Annotated in this window: 20 protein-coding genes and 1 pseudogene; 14 read left to right on the plus strand and 7 right to left on the minus strand. The window is 68.3% G+C overall.

The annotated features are described in order from the left end of the window. Together G3N61_RS31090 and G3N61_RS31095 are read left to right on the plus strand one after the other, a co-directional pair. A partial coding sequence (locus G3N61_RS31090) for a TonB-dependent siderophore receptor (protein ID WP_205824323.1) occupies positions 1-2135 on the plus strand: 2135 nt, incomplete at its 5' end. 55 nt (positions 2136-2190) lie between these two features. Continuing rightward, positions 2191-2970 carry a hypothetical protein gene (locus G3N61_RS31095; RefSeq protein ID WP_089450291.1) on the plus strand — a complete coding sequence of 260 codons (780 nt, stop codon included), beginning with the start codon at positions 2191-2193 and terminating at the stop codon, positions 2968-2970. Positions 2971-2993: 23 nt separating this feature from the next. On the opposite strand, the gene G3N61_RS31100 is transcribed toward G3N61_RS31095, so the two are convergent. Beyond that, positions 2994-3866: a LysR family transcriptional regulator gene (locus G3N61_RS31100; RefSeq protein WP_205824324.1), complete on the minus strand. Its 873-nt coding sequence runs from the start codon at positions 3864-3866 to the stop codon at positions 2994-2996. 112 nt (positions 3867-3978) lie between these two features. On the opposite strand from G3N61_RS31100, the gene G3N61_RS31105 reads away from it, so the two are divergent. Together G3N61_RS31105 and G3N61_RS31110 are read left to right on the plus strand one after the other, a co-directional pair. Next, positions 3979-4404 carry a VOC family protein gene (locus G3N61_RS31105; protein WP_205824325.1) on the plus strand — a complete coding sequence of 142 codons (426 nt, stop codon included), beginning with the start codon at positions 3979-3981 and terminating at the stop codon, positions 4402-4404. 128 nt (positions 4405-4532) lie between these two features. Continuing rightward, positions 4533-5117, plus strand: a complete 585-nt coding sequence (locus G3N61_RS31110; protein ID WP_043182403.1) for a flavin reductase family protein — start codon at positions 4533-4535, stop codon at positions 5115-5117. 39 nt (positions 5118-5156) lie between these two features. Here G3N61_RS31110 and G3N61_RS31115 read toward each other — a convergent pair whose 3' ends face one another. Next, entirely contained in the window at positions 5157-6053 is an 897-nt protein-coding gene (locus G3N61_RS31115) for a LysR family transcriptional regulator (RefSeq protein WP_205824326.1), read from the minus strand. A gap of 97 nt (positions 6054-6150) precedes the next feature. On the opposite strand from G3N61_RS31115, the gene G3N61_RS31120 reads away from it, so the two are divergent. From G3N61_RS31120 to G3N61_RS31130, 3 genes are read left to right on the plus strand one after another with little or no spacing between them, the layout of a single operon-like run. Beyond that, positions 6151-7449, plus strand: a complete 1299-nt coding sequence (locus G3N61_RS31120; protein WP_043182406.1) for a citrate:proton symporter — start codon at positions 6151-6153, stop codon at positions 7447-7449. Positions 7450-7489: 40 nt separating this feature from the next. Continuing rightward, complete coding sequence (locus G3N61_RS31125; protein ID WP_205824327.1) at positions 7490-8848, plus strand: acyclic terpene utilization AtuA family protein; 1359 nt, start codon at positions 7490-7492, stop codon at positions 8846-8848. After that, positions 8848-9159 (plus strand): hypothetical protein, encoded by a 312-nt coding sequence (locus G3N61_RS31130; RefSeq protein ID WP_205824328.1) that lies wholly within the window; start codon positions 8848-8850, stop codon positions 9157-9159. Before G3N61_RS31125 ends, G3N61_RS31130 begins: the two co-directional genes overlap by 1 nt. Before the next feature lie 30 nt (positions 9160-9189). Here the strand turns inward: G3N61_RS31130 and G3N61_RS31135 are convergent, their stop codons facing one another. Then, positions 9190-10011 (minus strand): nitrilase-related carbon-nitrogen hydrolase, encoded by an 822-nt coding sequence (locus G3N61_RS31135; protein WP_205824329.1) that lies wholly within the window; start codon positions 10009-10011, stop codon positions 9190-9192. Positions 10012-10189: 178 nt separating this feature from the next. Continuing rightward, positions 10190-10981: a helix-turn-helix transcriptional regulator gene (locus G3N61_RS31140; RefSeq protein WP_043182410.1), complete on the minus strand. Its 792-nt coding sequence runs from the start codon at positions 10979-10981 to the stop codon at positions 10190-10192. 224 nt (positions 10982-11205) lie between these two features. Here G3N61_RS31140 and G3N61_RS31145 point away from each other — a divergent pair, with 224 nt between their 5' ends. From G3N61_RS31145 to G3N61_RS31160, 4 genes are read left to right on the plus strand one after another with little or no spacing between them, the layout of a single operon-like run. Further along, complete coding sequence (locus G3N61_RS31145) at positions 11206-13545, plus strand: hypothetical protein (protein WP_205824330.1); 2340 nt, start codon at positions 11206-11208, stop codon at positions 13543-13545. Further along, on the plus strand, positions 13542-14762 hold the full coding sequence (locus G3N61_RS31150) for a hypothetical protein (RefSeq protein WP_089450298.1): 1221 nt from the start codon (positions 13542-13544) through the stop codon (positions 14760-14762). The genes G3N61_RS31145 and G3N61_RS31150 overlap by 4 nt, the downstream gene beginning before the upstream one ends. Positions 14763-14775: 13 nt before the next feature. Continuing rightward, on the plus strand, positions 14776-15447 hold the full coding sequence (locus G3N61_RS31155) for a DUF1266 domain-containing protein (protein WP_205824331.1): 672 nt from the start codon (positions 14776-14778) through the stop codon (positions 15445-15447). Positions 15448-15507: 60 nt separating this feature from the next. Next, the gene (locus G3N61_RS31160) at positions 15508-16299 is read left to right on the plus strand and encodes a topoisomerase IV (protein WP_241017985.1); all 792 of its coding nucleotides are present in this window, start codon (positions 15508-15510) and stop codon (positions 16297-16299) included. A 42-nt stretch (positions 16300-16341) separates the two neighbouring features. Here G3N61_RS31160 and G3N61_RS31165 read toward each other — a convergent pair whose 3' ends face one another. The 3 genes from G3N61_RS31165 to G3N61_RS31175 form a co-directional block, all read right to left on the minus strand. Continuing rightward, on the minus strand, positions 16342-17271 hold the full coding sequence (locus G3N61_RS31165; protein ID WP_011351683.1) for a phosphatidate cytidylyltransferase: 930 nt from the start codon (positions 17269-17271) through the stop codon (positions 16342-16344). Positions 17272-17308: 37 nt separating this feature from the next. Further along, positions 17309-17941: a lysophospholipid acyltransferase family protein gene (locus G3N61_RS31170; protein ID WP_043182415.1), complete on the minus strand. Its 633-nt coding sequence runs from the start codon at positions 17939-17941 to the stop codon at positions 17309-17311. Between the two features lie 102 nt (positions 17942-18043). Beyond that, the gene (locus tag G3N61_RS31175) at positions 18044-18274 is read right to left on the minus strand and encodes a hypothetical protein (RefSeq protein WP_205824332.1); all 231 of its coding nucleotides are present in this window, start codon (positions 18272-18274) and stop codon (positions 18044-18046) included. A 124-nt stretch (positions 18275-18398) separates the two neighbouring features. Here G3N61_RS31175 and G3N61_RS31180 point away from each other — a divergent pair, with 124 nt between their 5' ends. From G3N61_RS31180 to G3N61_RS31190, 3 genes and pseudogenes are all read left to right on the plus strand, one after another. Beyond that, complete coding sequence (locus G3N61_RS31180; protein ID WP_089450299.1) at positions 18399-19004, plus strand: CDP-alcohol phosphatidyltransferase family protein; 606 nt, start codon at positions 18399-18401, stop codon at positions 19002-19004. Between the two features lie 80 nt (positions 19005-19084). Then, positions 19085-20854, plus strand: coding sequence for a bifunctional alpha/beta hydrolase/class I SAM-dependent methyltransferase (locus G3N61_RS31185; protein WP_205824333.1), 1770 nt, complete (start codon positions 19085-19087; stop codon positions 20852-20854). Next, positions 20851-21528: pseudogene (locus tag G3N61_RS31190) on the plus strand (hypothetical protein); the annotation flags it as partial. The gene G3N61_RS31185 and the pseudogene G3N61_RS31190, both read left to right, overlap by 4 nt.

Consider the following 21528-nt stretch of genomic DNA (forward strand, 5'->3'; position numbering starts at 1 on the left):
GCTCCGATCTCGGCTACACGGTGAAGCGCGCGGACGGCGCGGTGGCACGCTCCGCGGCGGCCGGCGTGGCCGCGGGCGCCGAATTGCCCGCGATCAATGTCCGCACCAGCGCGCTGCGCGCCGAAAGCTATCGCGCGCCGAAGGAGGCGGGCGTGCTGCGCTCCGACATCCCGCTGCTCGACACCGCGCAGGCCGTCAACATCGTGCCTGCGCAGGTGCTGCGCGACCAGCGTCCGCGCAATCTCGACGACGCGCTCGGCAACGTCAGCGGCATCACGCAGGGCAACACGCTCGCGGGCACGCAGGACACCATCATGAAGCGCGGCTTCGGCGGCAACCGCGACGGCTCGATCATGCAGAACGGGATGCCGCTCGTGCAGGGGCGCGCGTTCAACGCGGCGGTCGACAGCGTCGAGGTGCTGAAGGGGCCGACGTCGCTGCTGTACGGGCTGATGGATCCGGGCGGCGTGGTCAACGTCGTCACCAAGCAGCCGCAGCTCAAGCGCTACAACGCGATCTCGCTCGGCGCGTCGACGTTCGGGCACGGCAAGAACGGCGGCAGCGCGACCTTCGATTCGACCGGGCCGGTCGGCGATTCGCGGCTCGCGTACCGGCTGATCGTCGACCAGTCGAACGAGCAGTACTGGCGCAACTTCGGCGAATACCGGCAGACCTTCGTCGCGCCGTCGCTCGCATGGTATGGCCGCGATACGCAGGTCACGGTGTCCTACCAGTACCGGAAATTCCATTCGCCGTTCGATCGCGGTACCGCGCTCGACCCGCGCACCAACGCGCCGCTCGACATTCCCGCGCGACGGCGCATCGACGAGCCGTTCAACAACATGGACGGCGAATCGCACCTCGCGCAGTTGAGCATCGATCACCAGTTCAACGCGGACTGGAGCGCGCATGTCGGCTACAGCTACAACCGCGAGACCTACGACGCGAACCAGTTGCGCACGACGGGTGTCGATCCGGTGAAGGGCACGATGACGCGCAGCAACGACGCGACGCACGGTTCGCTCAGCACCGACAGCTACGGGATCGGCTACGTGAACGGCAAGCTGATGCTGGGCGGGATGCGGCACGACGTGCAGGTCGGCTTCGACACCGAATACCGCCGCATCTACCGCAAGGACATGCTGCGGCAGGCCGTGAAGACGCCGTTCAGCTATATCAATCCCGTCTACGGGCTGCTGCCGCCGTCGAGCACCGTGTCCGCGAGCGACAGCGACCAGACCGACACGCTGCACGATGCGTCGGCCTTCGTGCAGGACACGATCCACCTGACCGACAAGTGGATCGTGTCGGGCGGGTTGCGCTACATCACGTACAACCAGGTCGCGGGGCGCGGCCGGCCGTTCGTCGCGAACACCGATCTCAGCGGGTCGAAGTGGCTGCCGCGCGCGGGCGTCGTCTACAAGTGGACCGACACGTTCTCGCTGTACGGCAGCTATTCGCAATCGTTGAAGCCGTCGTCGTCGATCGCGCCGATGACGGGCTACATCATCGACGGCGCGACGCCGCCCGAGGAAGCGACCGCGTGGGAAGTGGGCGGCAAGCTCGACCTGCCGGGCGGGATGACCGGCACGCTCGCGTTCTTCAACATCGACAAGAAGAACGTGCTCGTGTCGCAGTACAACGACGCGACCAAGCTGACCGACTGGCGCACGTCGGGCAAGGCGCGCTCGCGGGGGATCGAACTCGACGTGTCGGGCAAGATCGGCGAGCGGGTGAACGTGATCGCGAGCTACGCGTACATCGACGCGAAGACGACCGAGGATCCGCTGTACGCGGGCAACCAGCTGTGGAACGTCGCGCGCCATACGGCGTCGCTCGCGGGCGTCTACGACTTCGGCACGGTGATCGGCGGCGACGACCTGCGCATCGGCGCGGACGTGCGCTACGTCGGCGCGCGCCCCGGCGATTCGGCGAACAGCTTCACGCTGCCGTCGTACGTGCTCGCCGATGCGTTCGCGACGTACGACACGCGGATCGGCAAGCAGAAGCTGTCGTTCCAGCTCAACGTGAAGAACCTCTTCAATCGCACCTACTACCCGTCTAGCGCGAACCGTTACTTCGTCGCGATCGGCGATGCGCGACAGGTGTCGCTGCTCACCACGCTGCAGTTCTGACCACGCAATCGCCGCGCGGCCGTCACGGCGGCGCGCGGCTTCGGAGAGGATCCAGATGAACCGGAACATGAAGACCGGCGCCGTGCGCGCCGTTGCTGGCGGCGCGCGGCGTCGCGCATTGCGTGCGATCGCGGGCTCGGTGCTCGCGATCGGCGCTGGCCTTGGCCTTGGCGCAGGTGTGGCCGCCCCAGCATTGGCAGCCGACGCACCGCAGGCCGTCACGCGCGTCGCGATGCTCGTGCAGTTGCGCGGCCCGAACCTGAAGGTCGACGAACGCATCGTCCAGCATCTCGGCGAACGCGGCTACGCGGTGCGCCTGATCGACGAATCGTCGACGCCCGATGCGGCGCGCGATGCCGACCTGGTCGTGATTTCGTCGACGGTGTCGTCGAAGAACGTGCGGCCCGGCTGGCGCACGCTCGACAAGCCGCTCGTGACCTGGGAAAACGACCTGCTCGACGATCTCGCGATGACGGGCAAGCGTCACGACGCCGACTTCGGCGAAACGGGCAAGGAGCGCTACCTGTGGCTCGTCAATGCGCCGCATCCGATCGCGGCCGGGCTGCCGGCCGGCGTGACGAACGTGTACGGCAAGCAGGCGCCGATGAGCTGGGGCAAGCCGGGGCTCGGCGCGACCACGATCGCGACCGTCTACGGTCAACCCGACAAGGCCGCGATCTTCGCGTACGAGAAGGGCGCAACGATGGACTACGAAGCGCTCGCGCCGGCGCGCCGCGTGATGTTCTTCCTCGACAACGACACGTTCGTGAACCTGTCGCCGGCCGGTGTCGCGCTGTTCGATGCGGCCGTCGACTGGGCGGCCGGGCGGCGCTGATTGGCAACGGCGGCCCCAGGCCGCTAGGTCGCCTGCGCCACCGTTTCGATCAGTTGCGCGAGCATCTGCGCCGGCTCCGACATCGTGCGCCGCGCGCGATGCACGAGCCCGATGTCGCGGTGAAACGTGTGAGGCCCGAGGTCGATCGCGCGCACGCCGGCCGGCCAGCGGCGATACACGGCGGTCTGCGGGACGAGCGCGACGCCGACGCCGTTCTCGACCAGCTTGACGATCGCATCGAGCTCGTCGAGTTCGCAGGTGTCGCGCACCGCGATGTGCATCTTCCGCAGAAAACGATCGACCTGGCGGCCTCCGAACGACGCGCGGTCGTAGCGCACGAACGGTTCGCTCGCGAGCAGTGCCGCCCAGTCCTTGCCTTTCACGCTGCGCGGCACGATCAGCCGGAACGGTTCCTGCGCGAGCGTCGTCCAGTGCAGGTCGCTCTGCAGCGAAAACGGCGGCCGGATGATCGCGGCCATGTCGATTTCGCCCGCGTCCACCCGGTTGACCAGTTCGATCGACAGCCCCGGTATCACGCGCGTCCGGCACGCGGGATGCCGGCGATGGAAATCGGCGAGCGCGGCCGGCAGCAGCGCGCTCTGCACCGACGCGATCGCGCCGATCGTCACGCGCACGGCGGCCGGCGAACCGGGCGCCGTCGAGCTCAGGTTGTCGTACAGGCCGAGCAGCGCCTGCGCCTGGTCGAGCACGTGATGACCCATCTCGTTGAGCCGGGCCGACCGGCCTTGCCGGTCGAACAGCGCGAAGCCGAGCTCGGCTTCGAGGCGCTGCATCTGCGCGCTCACGGCCGCCTGTGTCAGCCCGATACGGTTGCCGGCCGCGGCGAACGTGCCTTCACGGGCGACGGCGACGAGGGTTTTCAGTTCGCGGATCATTCATCAATTCCGTTTGTGAATGACGCAACTATATATTGATTTAATTTCTGCTTGACCTTGACTAACATGGTGCCGTCCTCGCGCCACGCGAGCGTTCCATCACGAGGCAACCATGAGTCTTTCCCCGTTTCACCTGGCGATCCCGGTCTACGACCTGCCGGCCGCGCGCGATTTCTACGGCCGTGTGTTCGGGCTGGCAGAGGGGCGTTCGAGCGCGCAGTGGGTCGACTTCGACTTCTACGGGCATCAGCTCGTGATCCACGAGCATCCGAAGACCGCGTCGCAGGAAGGCGCGCATACGAATGCGGTGGACGGTCACGACGTGCCGGTGCCGCATTTCGGGATCGTGCTCGACTGGCCGGGCTGGGAGGCGCTGGCCGAGCGGCTGAGATCGTTCGGCGTGACCTTCGTGATCGAGCCGTATGTGCGGTTCCAGGGGCAGGTCGGCGAACAGGCGACGATGTTCCTGTTCGATCCGTGCGGCAATGCACTCGAATTCAAGGCGTTCCGCGACATCGGCCAGTTGTTCGCGAAGTGACCGGCGGCGCGATCGGCGCCGATTGAAATTGGGTGCGAGAATGCGGCCTCCGGCCCGGTTGTGCGCATGCGCACCGGCCGGCGCCGCGCCGCACGGCAACCGTGCGTGCCGTTCTCCAAGGAACCCGTATGGACCGTCACATCGCTCCGGTGGAGCTGAAGAAAGCCTACCGTCTCCTCAACCACGGCCCGACCGTGCTCGTGTCGGCCCGCCACGACGGCGTCGACAACGTGATGGCCGCCGCATGGGCGTGCGCGCTGGACTTCCTGCCGCCGAAGCTGACGGTCGTGCTCGACAAGACCGCAAAGACGCGCGAACTCGTCGAGCGCAGCGGCACGTTCGTGATCCAGGTGCCGACGGCCGCGCAGATTCAGCTCACGCATGCGGTCGGCACCCACAGTCTCGCGGAGCGGCCCGACAAGCTGCGCGAAGCGGGCGTCACGCTGTTCGACGTCGAAGGCCACGACCTGCCGTTCGTCGCCGGCTGCTCGGGCTGGCTCGCGTGCAAGCTGATTCCGGAGCCGCACAACCAGCAGGCCTACGACTTGTTCATCGGCGAGGTGGTCGCGGCGTGGTCCGACACGCGGGTGTTCCGCGACGGCCACTGGTATTTCGAATCGGCCGATCCGGCACTGCGCAGCCTGCATTACATCGCGGGCGGCAATTTCTATGCGATCGGCGAATCGCTGCACGTCGATCCGGACGCGAAGTAAGCGTCGGGCGGGCGTGGTGTCCCGATCCGGGCGCGCGGTTCACGCGCGCTTTTTCAATTCCATCAGCATGGTTGCGGCGAATGCCTGCGCGACGCGCGGCAGCGTGCGGCCGCGCTTCGTGACAAGCGCGATCGGCCGCACGAACGCGGGGTCGTCGATCGGTTTTGCGACCAGCTCGGGCTCGGCGCGCACCTCGCGTGCAGTCGCCGGCAGGATCGTCACGCCGAGCCCGCCGCGCACCATCGCGACGGCCGTCATCATGTAGGTCGGCTCGCACGCGATGTCGGGCGTGCAGCCGGCCGCGTCCAGTGCGGCATCGACGACGCTGCGCACGCTCGTGCCCTGTGCGGTGAGCACGAGCGGCACGGCTGCGACGTCGGCGGTGGTCACGCGGCGTTTGCGCGCGAGCGGATGATCCTTCGGGCACACGGCGACGAGCCGGTCGGCGCCCGCATACAGCACCTCGAGCGACGCATCGAACGTGTCGCCGCCGGTCAATCCAAGATCGGCCTCCTCGTTGCGCACGAGCGCGGTGACGAGGCTCGCGACGCCGTCGCGGATCTCGAAGCCCGCGCGCGGCACCTCGCGCCGGAACGACTGGATCAGCTCGGGCAGCAGGCTGGACGCAAAGGTCGGCAGGCAAGCGAGGCGCACCGTGCCGCTCGTGCCTTCGCCGAGCGCGCGCGCATCGCGCAGCACGCGCTCCATGTCGTCGAGCGAGCGTTGCAGCAGCGGCAGCAGCTCTCGCCCGGTTTGCGTGAGCGCAACGCTGCGGCTGTTGCGGTCAAACAGGCGCGCGCCGACGATTTCCTCGAGCCGGCGGATCTGCACGGTCAGCGCCGGCTGCGACAGGTGCAGGCGCGCGGCCGCGCGCGTGAAGTTGCCGGCCTGCGCGACGGTGACGAATGCGCGAATGTCGCGGAGATTCAGATCCATAACGATTCGTGATTGCTGCGATCAAATCATTTCAATTGTGCTATCGCTGCGCCGACCTTACGCTCGTCTCCAACAAAAGACAAGGTAGGAGACACGGATGCTGCCGTTACTCGGGCTTGGCACGATCGTCGTGCTGCTTGCCGCGATTCTGTCGAAGCGGATGTCGCCGCTCGTCGCGCTGATCATCGTGCCGATCGCCGCGTCGCTGATCGGCGGCTTCGGGCTGCACACCAGCAAGTTCGTCATCGACGGGCTGAAGGGGCTCGCGCCCGTCGTCGGGATGTTCGTGTTCGCGATCCTCTATTTCGGGACGATCACCGACGCCGGCACGCTCGACCCGATCATCGACCGCATCCTGCGCGCGGTCGGCACGCGGCCCACGCGCATCGTGATGGGCACGACGCTGCTCGCGCTGCTGATCCACCTCGACGGCTCGGGCGCCGTCTGCTTTCTCGTGACGATTCCGGCTGTGCTGCCGCTGTACGACCGGCTGAAGATGGACCGTCGCGTGCTGGCTGCCGCGGTGTCGATGGCCGCGGGCATCAACTTCCTGCCGTGGACGGGGCCGATGATCCGCGCGTCGGCGTCGCTGCACCTGCCGGTGTCGGCGCTGTTCAATCCGCTGATTCCGGTGCAGGCGATCGGGCTCGTGTTCGTGTTCGGCGTCGCATACTGGCTCGGGCGGCGCGAGGAGAAGCGGCTCGGGTTGTCGCGCGACGATGCGTCGATCCCGCTGCCGAAGCGCGAGCTGACACCCGACGAGCAGGCGTTGCGGCGGCCGCACCTGTTCTGGTTCAACCTGGTGCTGACGCTCGTCGTGCTCGGCACGATGGTCGTGATGGGCGAGAAAATCCCGCCCGCGATCATGTTCATGGTCGGGCTGTGCATCGCGCTGATGGTGAACTACCCGGACGTCGACATGCAGAGAAAGCGCATCGATGCCCATGCGCGTGCCGCGCTGATGATGGCCGGCATCCTGCTCGCGGCCGGCGTGTTCACGGGGATCATGCAGGGCAGCGGGATGCTGAAGGCGATGGCGCAGGCGGCGGTCGGCTTCGTGCCGCCGTCGATGGCCGGCCACATCCCGGTGGTGCTCGGCTTCGCGTCGATGCCGCTCAGCATGCTGTTCGATCCGGATTCGTTCTACTTCGGTGTGCTGCCCGTGATCGCGGAAGTGGCCGGCCAGCTCGGCGTGCCGGCCGTGCAGGTCGGGCAGGCCGCGCTACTCGGTCAGATGACGACCGGGTTTCCGGTCAGCCCGCTGACGCCCGCGACGTTTCTCGTCGTCGGCCTGTGCGGCATCGAGCTGGCCGAGCACCAGAAATTCACGTTCCCGCTGCTGTTCGGCGCCTCGATCGTGATGACGATCGCGTGCGTCGTGCTGGGCATTTTTTGATCTTTCCCGGCGGTGAAATCCGCCGGACGACGGTACGGACATGACAGCAAAGCAACCTGAACGGCACGTGCGCATCGGCGCGGGCGCCGGCTACTCGGGCGACCGGATCGAGCCTGCGGTCGAACTGGCCGAACACGGGCAGCTCGACTATCTCGTCTTCGAATGCCTGGCCGAGCGCACGATCGCGATCGCGCAGCAGGCGCGGCGCAAGGACCCGGCACTCGGCTACGATCCGCTGCTCGACGCGCGGATGCGCGCGGTGCTGCCGGTCGCCGCGCCGAAGGGCGTGCGCATCGTGTCGAACATGGGCGCGGCGAATCCGCGTGCGGCCGCACGGCGCACCGCACAGATCGCGCAATCGCTCGGTTTCGCGAAACTGAAGGTCGCGGCGGTCGAAGGCGACGACGTGCTCGACGTGGTGCTGCGCGGCGCGTTCCGCTTCGAGGAATCGGGCGACGACGTTGCCGCGTATCGCGACCGCATCGTGTCCGCGAACGCGTACCTCGGCGCCGCGCCGATCGTCGACGCGCTCGCGGCCGGGGCGGACGTCGTGCTGACCGGACGCGTCGCCGATCCGTCGTTGTTCGCCGCGCCGCTGATCCACGCGTTCGGCTGGCGGATGGATGACTGGGACAGGCTCGGGCAGGCGACGGTGGTCGGCCACCTGCTCGAATGCGCGGGGCAGGTGACGGGCGGCTATTTTGCCGATCCCGGCTACAAGGACGTGCCGAACCTCGCGCGGCTCGGGTTTCCGATCGGCGAAGTCGGGGCCGACGGCGCGGTCGTGATCACGAAGGTGCCGCACGCTGGCGGCCGTGTGAGTACGGCGACCTGCAAGGAACAGCTGCTCTACGAGATTCACGATCCGGCGCGTTATCTGCAGCCCGACGTCGTCGCGGATTTCACGCGCGTGGCAGTCGTCGAGGAGGCGACCGATCGCGTGCGCGTGACGGGCGGGCGCGGCACCGCGCGGCCCGACACGCTGAAGGTGTCGGTGGCGTACGTCGACGGCTGGATCGGCGAAGGCCAGATCTCATACGGCGGCCCGGGTGCGCTCGAACGCGCGCGTCTCGCGCTCGAGATCGTCCGCGAGCGGTTGCTGCTGACCGGCGTTGCCGCGACCGAGTTGCGCTTCGACCTGATCGGTGTCGATGCGCTGTATGGCGACGCGACGCCGGCCGTGCGCGGCGAGCCGGCCGAGGTGCGCGTGCGGGTGGCCGGCCGTGCGGCGAGCGCCGCTGAAGCGGCGCGGATCGGCAACGAAGTCGAGACGCTCTACACGAACGGACCGGCCGGCGGCGGCGGCGCGTTCAAGTCGACGCGCGAGGTGATTGCGGTGCAGTCGGTGCTGCTGCCGCGCGCGGCAGTGACGCCGACGTTTTCATTCGTGGAGGCATGATGAAACTGCGTAAACTCGCGCATGCGCGCACCGGCGACAAGGGCAATACGCTGAATGTGTCGGTCATCTGTCACGATCCGCGTCATTACGATCATCTGCGCGTGCATCTGGATGCCGAAGCCGTGAAGGCGTGGCTGGTGGGGATCGTGCGCGGCGACGTCGTGCGTTACGAATTGCCGGCGCTCGGCGCATTCAACTTCGTGCTGCGCGATGCACTCGGCGGCGGCGTCACGCGCTCGCTCGCGCTCGACGCGCACGGCAAGTCGGTCAGTTCGGCGCTGCTGGCGATCGAGGTGCCCGCCCCGGCGTGACGGATGTGGCCGCAGGAGACGGGCACGCCCTTACGGAATCAGCAATTCGCGCAGGCCGTTTGCGTGCTCGATGCGTTCGCCGGCGACGTGCAGGCGCTGATCCCGGCGATAGTCGTAGACCGCGCGCGACGCGGCGAGCTGGTCGAAATCGAGTTCGACCGCGTGACGCGATTCGGCATTGCCGGCTTCGAAGATCAGGTTTCCGAACGGATCGGCCGCGAGGCTGCCGCCCGCGAACACGACGTCGTGCGTGCTGCCGCCGACGCGGTTGGCGACCACCGCGAACACCTGGTTCTCCATCGCGCGCGCCGTGGCCGACGTGCGATGGACGGAGCGGTACGGTTCCATGTTGCCGTCGGTGATGAGGATCAGCTCGGCGCCGAGTGCGGCGAGCGCGCGGCCGGTTTCGGGGAATTCGTTGTCGTAGCAGATCAGCAGGCCGATCCGCACGCCGCGCCATTCGATCGTCGCGTAACGGTCACCGGGCAGGACGACGCTGTGCTCGTTCACCCACAGGTGGGTCTTGCGATAGCGCAGCGCGATGCCGTCCGGCGTGACGAATACCGTGGTGTTGTAGAAACGGCCGCCGTCGTTCTCGATCAGCCCGACCACGACGGCGACGTCACGCGCGCGTGCGGCTGCGATGACCGCGCCGACGCTCGGGCCGTCGAGCGGCTCGGCGCATTCGACGAGATTCGACGGATCGAGGAAGCCGGTGAGCTGCGCTTCCGGAAACATCACGATGTCGGTGCCCGGCGCGCAGGTCGCGATCGCCGCGAGCGTGCGCTGCAGGTTGTAGTGCGTGTCGCCGTCGCGACCGGCGAGCTGGACGATGTCGAGCTTCAGTTTCATGGCGATGTCGGTAGCAGGGGGCCCGTCGCCGGTGGCGCCGGAAGGGTGGGTAAGGAGGCCCCAGTATGCGCCGAAGCGGCGGATTTCCCATCCCGCCGGCGCGTTAACCCGTCGGGGGTATTGCGCTTTGGCGCCGCCAGTGGCGGCGAGCGCCGACCCGCGTGACCCGCGATGCGTTTCAGCTGCCGGTCTGCGCGTTCAGGAACAGCGAGAACAGCTCCGATTGCGAGTTGATGGCGAGCTTCCCGTAGATGTTGCGGCGATGCACCTTCACCGTTTCGGCGGAAATCGACAGCTTGTTCGCGACTTCCTTGTTCGAACGGCCGCTGAGGATCAGCCGGATCACGTCGAGTTCGCGCGCGGTGAGCGGCGTGCCGAGCCGTGCCATCGCCTGCTCGAAACCGTCGTGTGCGCCGGGCCGGCGCGGCGGCGCATGTTCGGCGGATGCAGGCTCGAACGCGAGCCGCTGCCGCATCAGCCCGGCCACCCACGGCCGGATCAGGTCGAGCAGCGCCACCTGCTCGGGGCTGAAGCGCCGCTTGCTGCCGAGCGACAGGCACAGCGTGCGCGCATCGTCGAGCACGACGTTGAACTGCACCTCGTCCTCGACGACGTTGTGCGTGAAATAGAGCGTGTAGTACTCGGTATCGCGGAAGCATTCGGGCGCGACGTCGGACAGCCGGAACAGGCCGCTTTTCGGCGCATCGCGGTTCGCGATGTAGAACGGGTCGAGCTGGTACAGGCCCTGCACGTAGTCGCGGAACAGCGGGTCGGGGCCGCCGCCCTCGTACGGGCATTCGGCGAACACCTGCGGGCGGCCGTCGCCGAACGTCAGCGCGACCCAGCTGTCGACCGCGACGTATTCCTCGATCAGCCGGATCAGCGCCAGCCAGAAGCCCGGCTGGTCGAGCGACTCGATGAGCCGCCCGACCGAGCGGTGCCAGGCGACATCCTGCAACGTGAGGTTCATGGGTGTTCCGGGTCGGGCGGGACCGGTCGGGACGCATCGCGCCGTCGCGCCGTGCGCATCGACCGGATCCGGGAATGAAGAACGAGATCGTACCGCCGGACGACGCGAATGGCGAGGCCGCGCACCGCCTCCGTCTCCTGATAAGCTATCGCGATTCCGAGAGGGAGCAGTCGTTGACTCCCAGTGCCAATACCAAGACCAAGACCCATAACGATATGACAACGATGCCTTTGACGGGCCAGCCGCTCGACACGCTGATGAACCGGCTCGAAGCCGATCTCGAAGAAAGCGACTCGAGCCGCGAGAGCGACCTTGCGGCAAGACTGCGGGCCCAGCCGTTGCGTGCCGATTCGCTCGACGCGATTGCGCGCCTGCACACGCTGTGGATGCACGCCGGCGATCCGGCCGCTGCGCGTGCCGTGCTCGACGACGACGGCGCGGGCGTGCGCGACGCGGCGCCACCCGACGCGCGGCCCGACATCCGCATGCAACTCGCGCTGTACCGGCTGCAGGTCGCCCGGCACCTGGGCGAGAACGACGCCGTCACCCACGCGATCGGCGAGATGCACGACGTCGTGCGCACGTCGCCGACGCTCGATGCCGATCGCTTCGTCCGCGCACGCATTCTCGATACGCTGGAATACGACCACGCGGAGCACGCGCTCGACGCGATCGACCTGCGGCATGCGTTGAATGGCGCGCTTGCCGACCGGGCCACGTTTCGCGCGTGGGACGACGCGAACCGGCAATGCCTGCGTGCGTGGGCGCTGCGGCGGCTTGGCCGGGACGACGACGCGCGGGCGGCGGCCGAAGCCGCGGTGGCGGCCATCGCGTCGGCAGGCGCGGACCAGGACATCGATGCCGATGACTGGCTGCGGATCGGCCGCGCGATGATCGAGATTGCGCCGCTGCAGTTCGACACGATTCGCCAGGCCGTCGAGTCGCGCATTGCCGACTGGGCACTGCCGCCGCGTCGCGAGGCCGAAGTGAGGCTGGCGCGGCTTGCCGCGCGGGCGGCACACGCGCAAGGCGATCTCGACGGCGCGCTCGCCCGGTGCGAGATGGCGAGTCACAGCCTCGAGTCGGACGGCGGCGACGACTTCATCGAATACGAACTGCCGTGGCTGCTCGAGGCGGGCCGCTTCGACGACGCGGGGCGCCGCGCGTTCTTCCACGTGTACCAGATCGAAAGCAGCATGCTCGACCGGGTGGGGCAGATCATCCACGCACGCCTCGCCGAGCCGACCGACACGTCGGTCTGGTGGCCGCTGTGCGCGATGCGCGCAGCCGGTTTCGCGCCGACGCTCGAACGGCTCGTCGAACTCGGCGCGGAACAACCCGACGCGCTGGCCGCCCGTTCGCCGACGCACGGCGAGATCTTTGCCGCGCTCGGCTCGCTCGAGGGCGACGCGTTGCGCTACGCGGTCGCCGACGCCGCGCGCGAAGTCGCGCTGCGGCGCGCGCCCGGCCATCCGTGGATCGCGCGGCTCGCGGCGGTCTACGACGGCGAAACCGGACGCATCGACGCGACGACCCAGGCCGCGCGCCTGCTCGCGGCCGCGCAGGAAGGCGAGATGCACGACAACCGCACCGCGTTCACGCTGACCGAGGCGCGCATGCGCGCGCTGGGTGTCGCCGCCACGATGAAGCTGCCGCCGCCGTCGCTGCGCAGCGGCTTGTGGAGCTACGCATTCTCGGGCTGGATCGAGGGCCGGGTCGAGGAGGCGATCGAGGCGCTGCCGGTCGAGGAACAGGCGCCGGTGCGCGCCGACCTTCTGCGCCTGCGGATCGCCGCCTACGAGCAGGGTCGCGCGTGCATGGAGCGCTTCTTCGAGACCGGCAAAGGACACCCGTACGACGCGTGTGCGCACCTGTATTCGATGCTCTGCAACAACCTCGCGATTCTCTATCGCGAAGAGGACCGTTACGACGAGGCGCTGGTCCTGCATCGCAGCGGGATTGCGGCGAGTTCGTTTGCCGAGCATTACGACGGTGTCCGCTACGTGCTCGCGTGCCAGGGCAAGGACGACGAGATGCTCGAGGCCGCCGAGCAGCTATGGCATTACGCCGCCGAATACGGTTTCAGCCGGCACGACCCGAACTGGTACGTGCGCGATGTGGTGCGCGCGTTGTATCGCGTCGATCGTTGCAACGAACTGCCGATCTGGCTCGAACGCCTCGTCGGCTGGCAGCGCGAGCACGATCAGGTCGACGGCAGTCTGCCCGACGAGGCGCTGATCACCCGCTTCTTGTTCGTGTCCTACATGGCGGCGTCGCATCCGGACCAGGCGTCGGCGCTGTACGACGCCGCGCGCGGGCAGGCCGATGCGTCGCGCGATCTGGATGTCCTGCTCCGGGCTGGCGACGCGGCATACGAACTGGGCCGCCTGTCGGACGTGAAGTATTTCTACGAACGTGTGCTCGCCGGCAACCGGCACGCCGCCGAACCGATCGACCTGATGGAGGACGTGATCGAGCAGCGGATCCGCGAGGCCGACGCGCCGGCGGCGCCCGATCCGGCGACCGCTGCGCCGAACAAGCGCTGGTGGAAGTTCTGGCAATGACGGCCGTCGATCGGCGGGCCGGTTACGCGCCGCGCAACGCGCTGAATGCCGATGCGCTGAAAGCAGCAATCGCCGCGCGCAGTACCGCGCGGGGCGATGCCGACGCGGTGCGCGCGTGGCTGCTCAACCATTTCTACCGGCATGTCGTCGCGAACTTCGAGCCCGCGCGCACGATCGGGTCGCTCGACGATGCGCGGCAGGCGCTCGGCCAGGCCACACCGCCGGCGTGGGTCGCGCGGCACTTCGGTTCCGGCGCGAAGACGATCGGTGAGGCCGACGCCGGCCGGCAGGCTCCGGTCGTCTGGGTCGCCCCGGCCGATCCGCACCTCCTCGCACTCGAAACCACGCTCGTCGAGTTTCTCGAGTCGCGCAAGGGCACCGGGCTCGAGGGCAAGCTCGACCGTGTCAATTGCCCGCAGGCGCTCGCGATGTGGGAGCGCGAGCATGCGGAGATGGCGGCCCGGATCGCGCGCGGCTGGCGCGAGAGCCAGCCCGATGCGCTGCGCACGTGGTGCGAAACCGCCAACGGGCGCTTTGTCGAATTCCTGCCCGACAGCGCGCTGCTGCGCGCCGAAATGGCGTTCGAGAGTTACGTGATGCGCCATTGCCTCGGCCAGTTCGCCGACCGGCAAGCGCTGACGGGCGGCTACGGCGGACGCTATGCGGATGCGATCGAGGCGCGCACGCTGCGGTTGCTGAGCTTCCGGGATGCGGGCGGCCAGCCGCATATCACGATCAGCGTCGCGGTGCATGCGGACGGCGGCCTCGACGTCGATCAGGTCAAGGGCAAGCAGAACCGGCCGCCGGTCGAGCGCTACGTCGACGACGTGCTGGCCTGCCTGAATGCGCTGGGGACGACGGATCGCACACCGTCCGACTGCATCGCGCTCGGCGTCGTCCATACGCCGTCGGGGTGGTGCAGGATCGAGGACGTGACGGATGCCGCGTCGCAAGCACGGCTCGTCGCGCGCCATCCGCAATTGTTCGGGCGGCTCGCCGAGCCGACGCCGACGGTCGAGTGGCTGGTCGCCGCGCGGCAGCCTGAACTGCTGCAGGCGCGGCCGCCGCGTGCCGGTTCGGTGCGTTACGCGGTGCGCGCGACGCTGGCGCTGGCGGTGCCGTCCGCACGCCCGGACGACGCGCAGCCCGCCTTTGCCACCGAGGACGTGCGATGGCCCGGCTACGACGCACCGCGTGGCGTCGGTGCCGCGGAATGACGGGGCGAAGACCATGATATTCAAGGTGATCGTTGCCCTGTTCGTGCTGTGGCGCATCGTGCGCTACTTCCGCCGGCGCGGTGGGCGCTATTCGGCCTTGTCGTCCCGCAAGCACTGGGCGTTGCTGCTCGCGCATCCGTACGTGGACGCGACGGGATTCTCGGGTTTCGACGATGCGGACACGAGCCACCTGAACGACACGTCGCGCAAGTTCCTGCGCGCCCAGATGCTGCACCAGATGGAGTTGCGCACCGACGCGACGGACGACGATGCGCGCGCACACCTGGCACGCGTGCTCGAGACGCAGTGGTTTCGCGCCGACCTGCATGCGCTGCAGCCGACCGACGACCCGCGTGCGGCGCTCGCGTTCGCCTGCGCGCGAATGGCGTTCCTCGCGCGCGTGGCGATGCTGATGGGCTGGACCGAGCCGGACACCGCCTGGCGCGTGTTGTTGCTCAACGCGCAGCGCGCCCAGGACTGTTTCGACAGCTGGACGGATTTCGGCCACGCCTACGTCGCGGGCCGCAAGCAGTGGGTGGCCGGATTTCGCGCCGATCCGTTCGGCAAGGCGTTCGACGACGCGACGCTGCAACGCTGGCTCGCGCCGGGTGACGGTGCGTGGGGGCAGGCGGCGTGGCCGGGGCTGACGGCGTTCGATCCCGAGCCGGTCGCGCAACCGCGTTGAGGTCGTGATGCCGCTGGCCGTTTGCCTCCTGCACCGTTTCTCGTCCCTATCGACGTCGACATGATTTCATCCGTTCATCCGCTGGTGCGACGTCTGGCGCTGTCCGTTGCGTGTGCGGTGCCGATGGCGGCGCATGCGATCGAGCCGGCTGCCACCGACCACCTGCTGCGCACGTTCATCCACGACAGTTACGGCGACTGGCGCGCGGATCGCAAGGGCTGGCAGTCGGACCCGGGCGATTTCATCTATGCGTCGTGCGGCTCGTTGCGCGTGGCAACGGCCGACGGCCCGCGCTATTTGCTCGCGATGTGCGGCGAGACCGAGGCGGCCGAGCAGAACGGGAATCCGGGCATGGATTCGGAGGGCACGACGGGGACGATCGACCTGTACGTGCTGAAGCCCGCGGTGGACGGCAGGACGCTCGAGCCGGTGGTGAAGCTGACGGATATCGCGTCCGGCAAGCGCGGCGAGCCGGGCACCGTGCGCATCGAGCGGTATGGCCCGCACCTGTTCGGTTTCACGATTGGCGACGGCGTCACGCTGCAGGGCTACACGATGGCGATGCGGTCGATCTGGCTGCCGGTCGGCAACGCGCTCGTCGAGGCCGCACCGCGCATCGACGAAGCGCTCGACAACCTGGGGTCGCTCGATTGCGGCAACGCGAAATCGCATTGCGAGAGCCGGACGTTCGCGATCGTGTCCGACACGACCGGCTCCGGCGACGTCTATCCGTTGACGGTCACGGAAACGGGCTCGCGCGGCGACAAGGCCATCCACGCACGCTACACGGTGACATTCGACGCGGCGCGCGGCCGCTACATCGTGCCGAAGGCGCTGCGCGAAGGGTACTGATCCTTCGCGCGCAGGGACGGGCGGCGCGGCGCCGCCCGCGCATCACACGTACAGATACCGGACGAGGTGGAAGAACACCGGCGCGGCGAAGCAGATCGAGTCGACGCGATCGAGCATCCCGCCGTGGCCCGCGATCATCGAGCCCCAGTCCTTGGTGCCGAGCGAGCGCTTGACGGCCGACAGCACGAGGCCGCCGACGAAGCCCGCGATCACGATCGCGAGCGAGATGCCGAACGCCGACCCGAAGCTGAACGGCGTCACGCGATACAGCGATGCGCCGCACAGCGTCGCCAGCAAGCCGCCACCGACGAAACCTTCGATCGTCTTCGACGGCGACAGCTGCGGCGCGATCTTGCGTTTCCCGAACAGCTTGCCGACCACGTACTGCAGCACGTCGCTGATCTGCACGACGAACAGGAAGAAGAACAGCAGCAGCGCGTTCTGCCCCGCGTAGTGCGGAATATCGAGGATCAGCACGGCCGGCGCATGGCTCAGCCCGTACACGCACACCATCAGTGCCCAGTTGATCTTCGCGTTGCGGCTCAGGAATTCGCGCGTGTCCTGCGTGAGCGCCGATACGAGCGACATCGCAAAGAACAGGTGCACGGGCACGAAGATCGAATACATCCCGTACCAGTTGATCCCGAGCAGCAGGTACTGCACGGGAATGGCGACGAAGAACGCGATGAACAGCGTCGTGTGGTCGCTCGCGGTGGTTGGCGTGAGCGTGATGAATTCGCGCAGCGTCAGGTAGGACAGCACCGCGAACACCAGATACGTGATGTTGTTGCCGAGGCCGATCGCGATCGCCATGATCGCGATCATCGCCCACCACGCGCGGATGCGCTGGTTCAGGTTGACGATGGTCGCGCTCGTGCCGCCGCTGCGTGCGCCGAGGATCGCGCCGATCACGGTCGCGACGACGAGCACGCCCGTGACGCCCGCGACCAGTTCCCAGAAAATTGTTCGCATTGTTGATATCCGGAAAAGAGAGAAGAGGGCGTCGCGTTCAGCCGGCCGGCCGCTGCGGCGGCGCGAGCGCGACGACCGCGTCGCGCATGCGGGCGAGGAACGTCGGCTTGTCTTCCTGCGCACCGAGCGCGTCGTTCGCGCCGAAGTGCACCTTGCAGATCAGCGGCACCGGCCAGATCGCGCCCTTCGGCATGATCCGTTGCAGGTTCTCGAGATAGACGGGCGCGAGCGCGACGTTCGGAAACTCGGTCGCGAGGTGGAACAGCCCGCTCTTGAACGGCTGCGGCAGGATCTCGGCGCCGCGCGTGCCTTCCGGGAAGATGATGATCGAATGGCCCTGCTTGAGCGCGTCGCGCACCGGGTCGAGCGGATCGCCGCCCGATTCGCGATGGCGGTCGATCAGCACGACGTTCAGCAGTTTCTGCGCGATATGGCGCTTCATGTCGCTGCTGTCCCAGTAGTCGCGCGCGGCGACCGGCCGCACGACCGCGCGTACGTTGCGCGGCAGCGCAGCGAGGATCGCGAGCGTGTCGATGTGGCTCGTATGGTTCGAGAAGTAGATCTTCTGCGTGGGGGACGGCGGCGCCTGATGCCAGACCGGATACGCGCCGGCCACGAGCCGCACGATGGACAGCAGGAAATCGCGCTGCCAGACGTTGAGGATGTTCATCGGCGCTGCGCCTCCTGCCTGCCTGCGTGGCCCGCTGCGCGTGCGCGGCGGGCGGGGCCCCGGAATGCCGGCGCGGCAGGATGCGCGCCGGACGGCCCTTGTTTAAATTTTTTCAAATTCGTGGCTGCCTGTCGCAGGTCCGCGATAATCGGACGGTTCGCCGTCACACGCTGTTGCGTCGCGGCGAATGCGCCGGTCGGCGGCGTGATAATCGGCTGTTGCACGAGTGCCCGTTTGCAGTTCGAATGGATCGTGCTGCGATCGGGCCAGCGGATTATCGCGAGTTTCCGTCAAAAACGCCAGATTGGCGCCATGCGGGCGGGCCGGGCGCATGCTTGACGCATCGGGGCCGCTCGGCGACGATTAGGGCCGTCCATGGAAGGCCGTCCAAGGCCGTTTCGCCACCCCGGGGCGGGGTGACGGGAAACGTATCCGACTGTGCCGCACAAATAAAACGATGAGCCTCTACGCACTCAAACCCAAATTCCAGAACCGTCTGCGCCCGTTCGCGAACTCGCTTGCCGAACGCGGCGTCACGGCCAACCAGGTGACGCTGTTCGCGGCCGGCGGCTCGATCGTCGTCGGCGCGCTGGCCGGGCTCGGCGTGTTCGCCCGCGCACTGTTCCTGCTGATCCCGCTATGGCTGTTCGTGCGGATGGCGCTCAACGCGATCGACGGGATGCTCGCACGCGAGCACAACCAGAAGAGTACGCTCGGCGCGTACCTGAACGAACTGGGCGACGTCGTGTCCGATATCGCGCTGGTGCTGCCGTTTCTCGCGATTCCGGCGTTCGCTCCGGCAGACGTCTGGCTGTTCGCGCTGACGGCGGTGATCGTCGAATGCGCGGGGCTGATCGGCCCGCTGGTCGGCGTGAGCCGCCGCTACGACGGCCCGTTCGGCAAGAGCGACCGCGCGCTCGCCCTCGGTGCATTCGCGCTGTGGATCGGGCTCGGGTTTTCGGTCGGTGGCGTCGCCGCGTGGCTGTGGCGCTTGCTGATCGTGCTGTCGATCGTGACCGTGGTGCGGCGCGTGCAGGCCGGCATCGCGGAAAAGGGCGGTTGAAAGGGTAGTCCAGGCAGTTGCAGTACCGGGCGCCGGAGGGCGGCGCACCAAAATTCGAATAACGAAACGAGAGAGATCGCATGAGCGCACGCATGGCCCGTGAGGCCGACTTCATCACGCACGACGGCGAAACGCTGTTCTATCGTCACTGGCCCGCAACGGGCGCGCGCTGCCGCGGCGCAATCGTATTGCTGCATCGCGGCCACGAACACTCGGCGCGCGTCGCGCACCTCGTCGACGAGCTCGACCTGCCCGATTTTGCGTTTTTCGCGTGGGATGCGCGCGGCCACGGCCGCTCGCCCGGCGCGCGCGGCTACAGCCCGAGCGCGGCCGCGTCGGTGCGCGACCTGCAGACCTTCGTCGAACATATCCGCGACACGCACGGCATCGCGATCGAGGACATGGCCGTGGTCGGCCAGAGCGTCGGCGCGGTGCTCGCCGCCACCTGGGCGCACGACTACGCGCCGCCGATCCGTGCGCTCGTCGTCGCATCGCCGGCGTTCCACATCAAGCTCTACGTGCCGTTCGCGCGGCCGGGCCTGCGGCTGATGCACAAGCTGCGCGGGCTGTTCTACGTGAACAGCTACGTGAAGCCGAAATTCCTCACGCACGATCCCGAGCGGATCGCGAGCTATGCGTCCGATCCGCTGATCACGCGGCCGATCGCGGTCAACATGCTGCTCGACCTGCACGACACCGCGCAGCGGATCGTCGCCGACGCAGCCGCGATCACCGTGCCGACGCAGCTGCTGATCTCGGGGGCCGACTGGGTCGTGCATCGCGGCCCGCAGGACCGTTTCTTCGAACGCCTCGGCGCGGCGCGCAAGGAGCGCATCGTGCTGCCGGGCTTCTATCACGACACGCTCGGCGAACGCGACCGCGCGCAGGCGCTCGCGCCGCTGCGTGCGTTCGTGCTGCGTGAATTCGATGCGCCGAGCCCGCGCGTGTCGCTCGCCGACGCCGACCGGCGCGGCGCGTTTCACGACGAATACGCGGCGCTCGGCCGGCCGCCGGCGAACGTGTTCGCGCGTGCGTACTGGGCGCTCACGCGGGCCGGACTGAAGGCCGGCGGCGCGCTGTCGGACGGCATCGCGCTCGGGCTGCGGCTCGGCTTCGATTCAGGCTCGACGCTCGACTACGTGTACCGCAACCGCGCGCAGGGGCGCCTCGGCGTCGGCGCGCTGATCGACCGCACGTATCTCGATTCGCCGGGCTGGGTCGGCATCCGCCAGCGCAAGGTGCATCTGCAGGAGCTGATCGGCGCGGCGATCGGCCGCCTGCGCGGCGGCGGCAAGCCGGTGCGGATCGTCGACATCGCGGCCGGGCACGGGCGCTACGTGCTCGACGCGATCGCGTCGGCCGCCGAGCGTGACGGCGCGGCGCCCGACGACATCACGCTGCGCGATTACAGCCCGCCGAACGTCGAGGCCGGGCGCGTGCTGATCGCGCAGCGCGGCCTCGAGCCGATCGCGCGCTTCGAGCGCGGCGACGCGTTCGACGAGGCGTCGCTCGCGACGCTCGAGCCGCGTCCGACGCTCGCGATCGTGTCGGGCCTCTACGAGCTGTTCGGCGAGAACGCGCTGATCGAGCGCTCGCTGCGCGGGCTCGCGCAGGCCGTGCCGCCGGGCGGCTATCTCGTCTATACGGGACAGCCGTGGCATCCGCAGATCGAATTCATCGCGCGCGCGCTGAACAATCACCGCGGCGAGGCGACCTGGGTGATGCGTCGCCGCTCGCAGGCCGAGATGGACGAACTCGTCGCGCGCGCGGGCTTCCGCAAGCTCGACCAGCGGATCGACGAAATGGGCATCTTCACGGTCAGCCTCGCGCAGCGGGTCGACGCGTCATGAGCGCGCTCGACGGCGGCGCGAGCGGCCTCGCCGAGCCGGCCGCTGGCGCCGGCGCGCGCGATGCGTCGTTCGCGCTGCGCCTGGGCTGGCTCGCGGCGATGGGCGCCGTGTTCTTCTCGACCTACGGTTTCGCGAACTGGCTCGCCGCACGCCGCGCGGCGGTGCCGACCTTCGCGTTCGGCTGGGAGCACGCGATTCCGTTCGTGCCGTGGACGATCGTGCCGTACTGGTCGATCGACCTGCTGTATGCGCTGTCGTTCTTCTTCTGGACGCGCCGCGCCGGCCTGCTCGATCACGTGAAGCGGCTGCTGACCGTGCAACTGATCTCGGTCGCGTGCTTCATCGCGTGGCCGCTGCGCTTCGGCTTCGAGCGGCCCGACGCGGGCGGCGTGGCCGGTGCGCTGTTCACGCTGCTGATGGGGTTCGACAAGCCGTTCAACCAGGCGCCGTCGCTGCACATCGGGCTGCTCGTCGTGCTGTGGGCCGGCTATGCGAAGCATCTGCGCGGCACTCTCGCGCGCGTCGTGCTGCACCTGTGGTTTGCGGGGATCGGCAAGCAACACGCGCGCATCCAGCGCGTCGACCGGATCGATCAACAGATGGAACGCGTCCTGCCCCGGGTGCGTACTGGCCTGCCGCTGGAACGCAACGCCCAGTCGCGTGTTGTCGGTATC

Origin of the sequence: Burkholderia sp. Ac-20349, assembly GCF_017104865.1 — a bacterium.
In the GTDB taxonomy this organism is placed as follows: Bacteria; Pseudomonadota; Gammaproteobacteria; order Burkholderiales; family Burkholderiaceae; genus Burkholderia; species Burkholderia aenigmatica.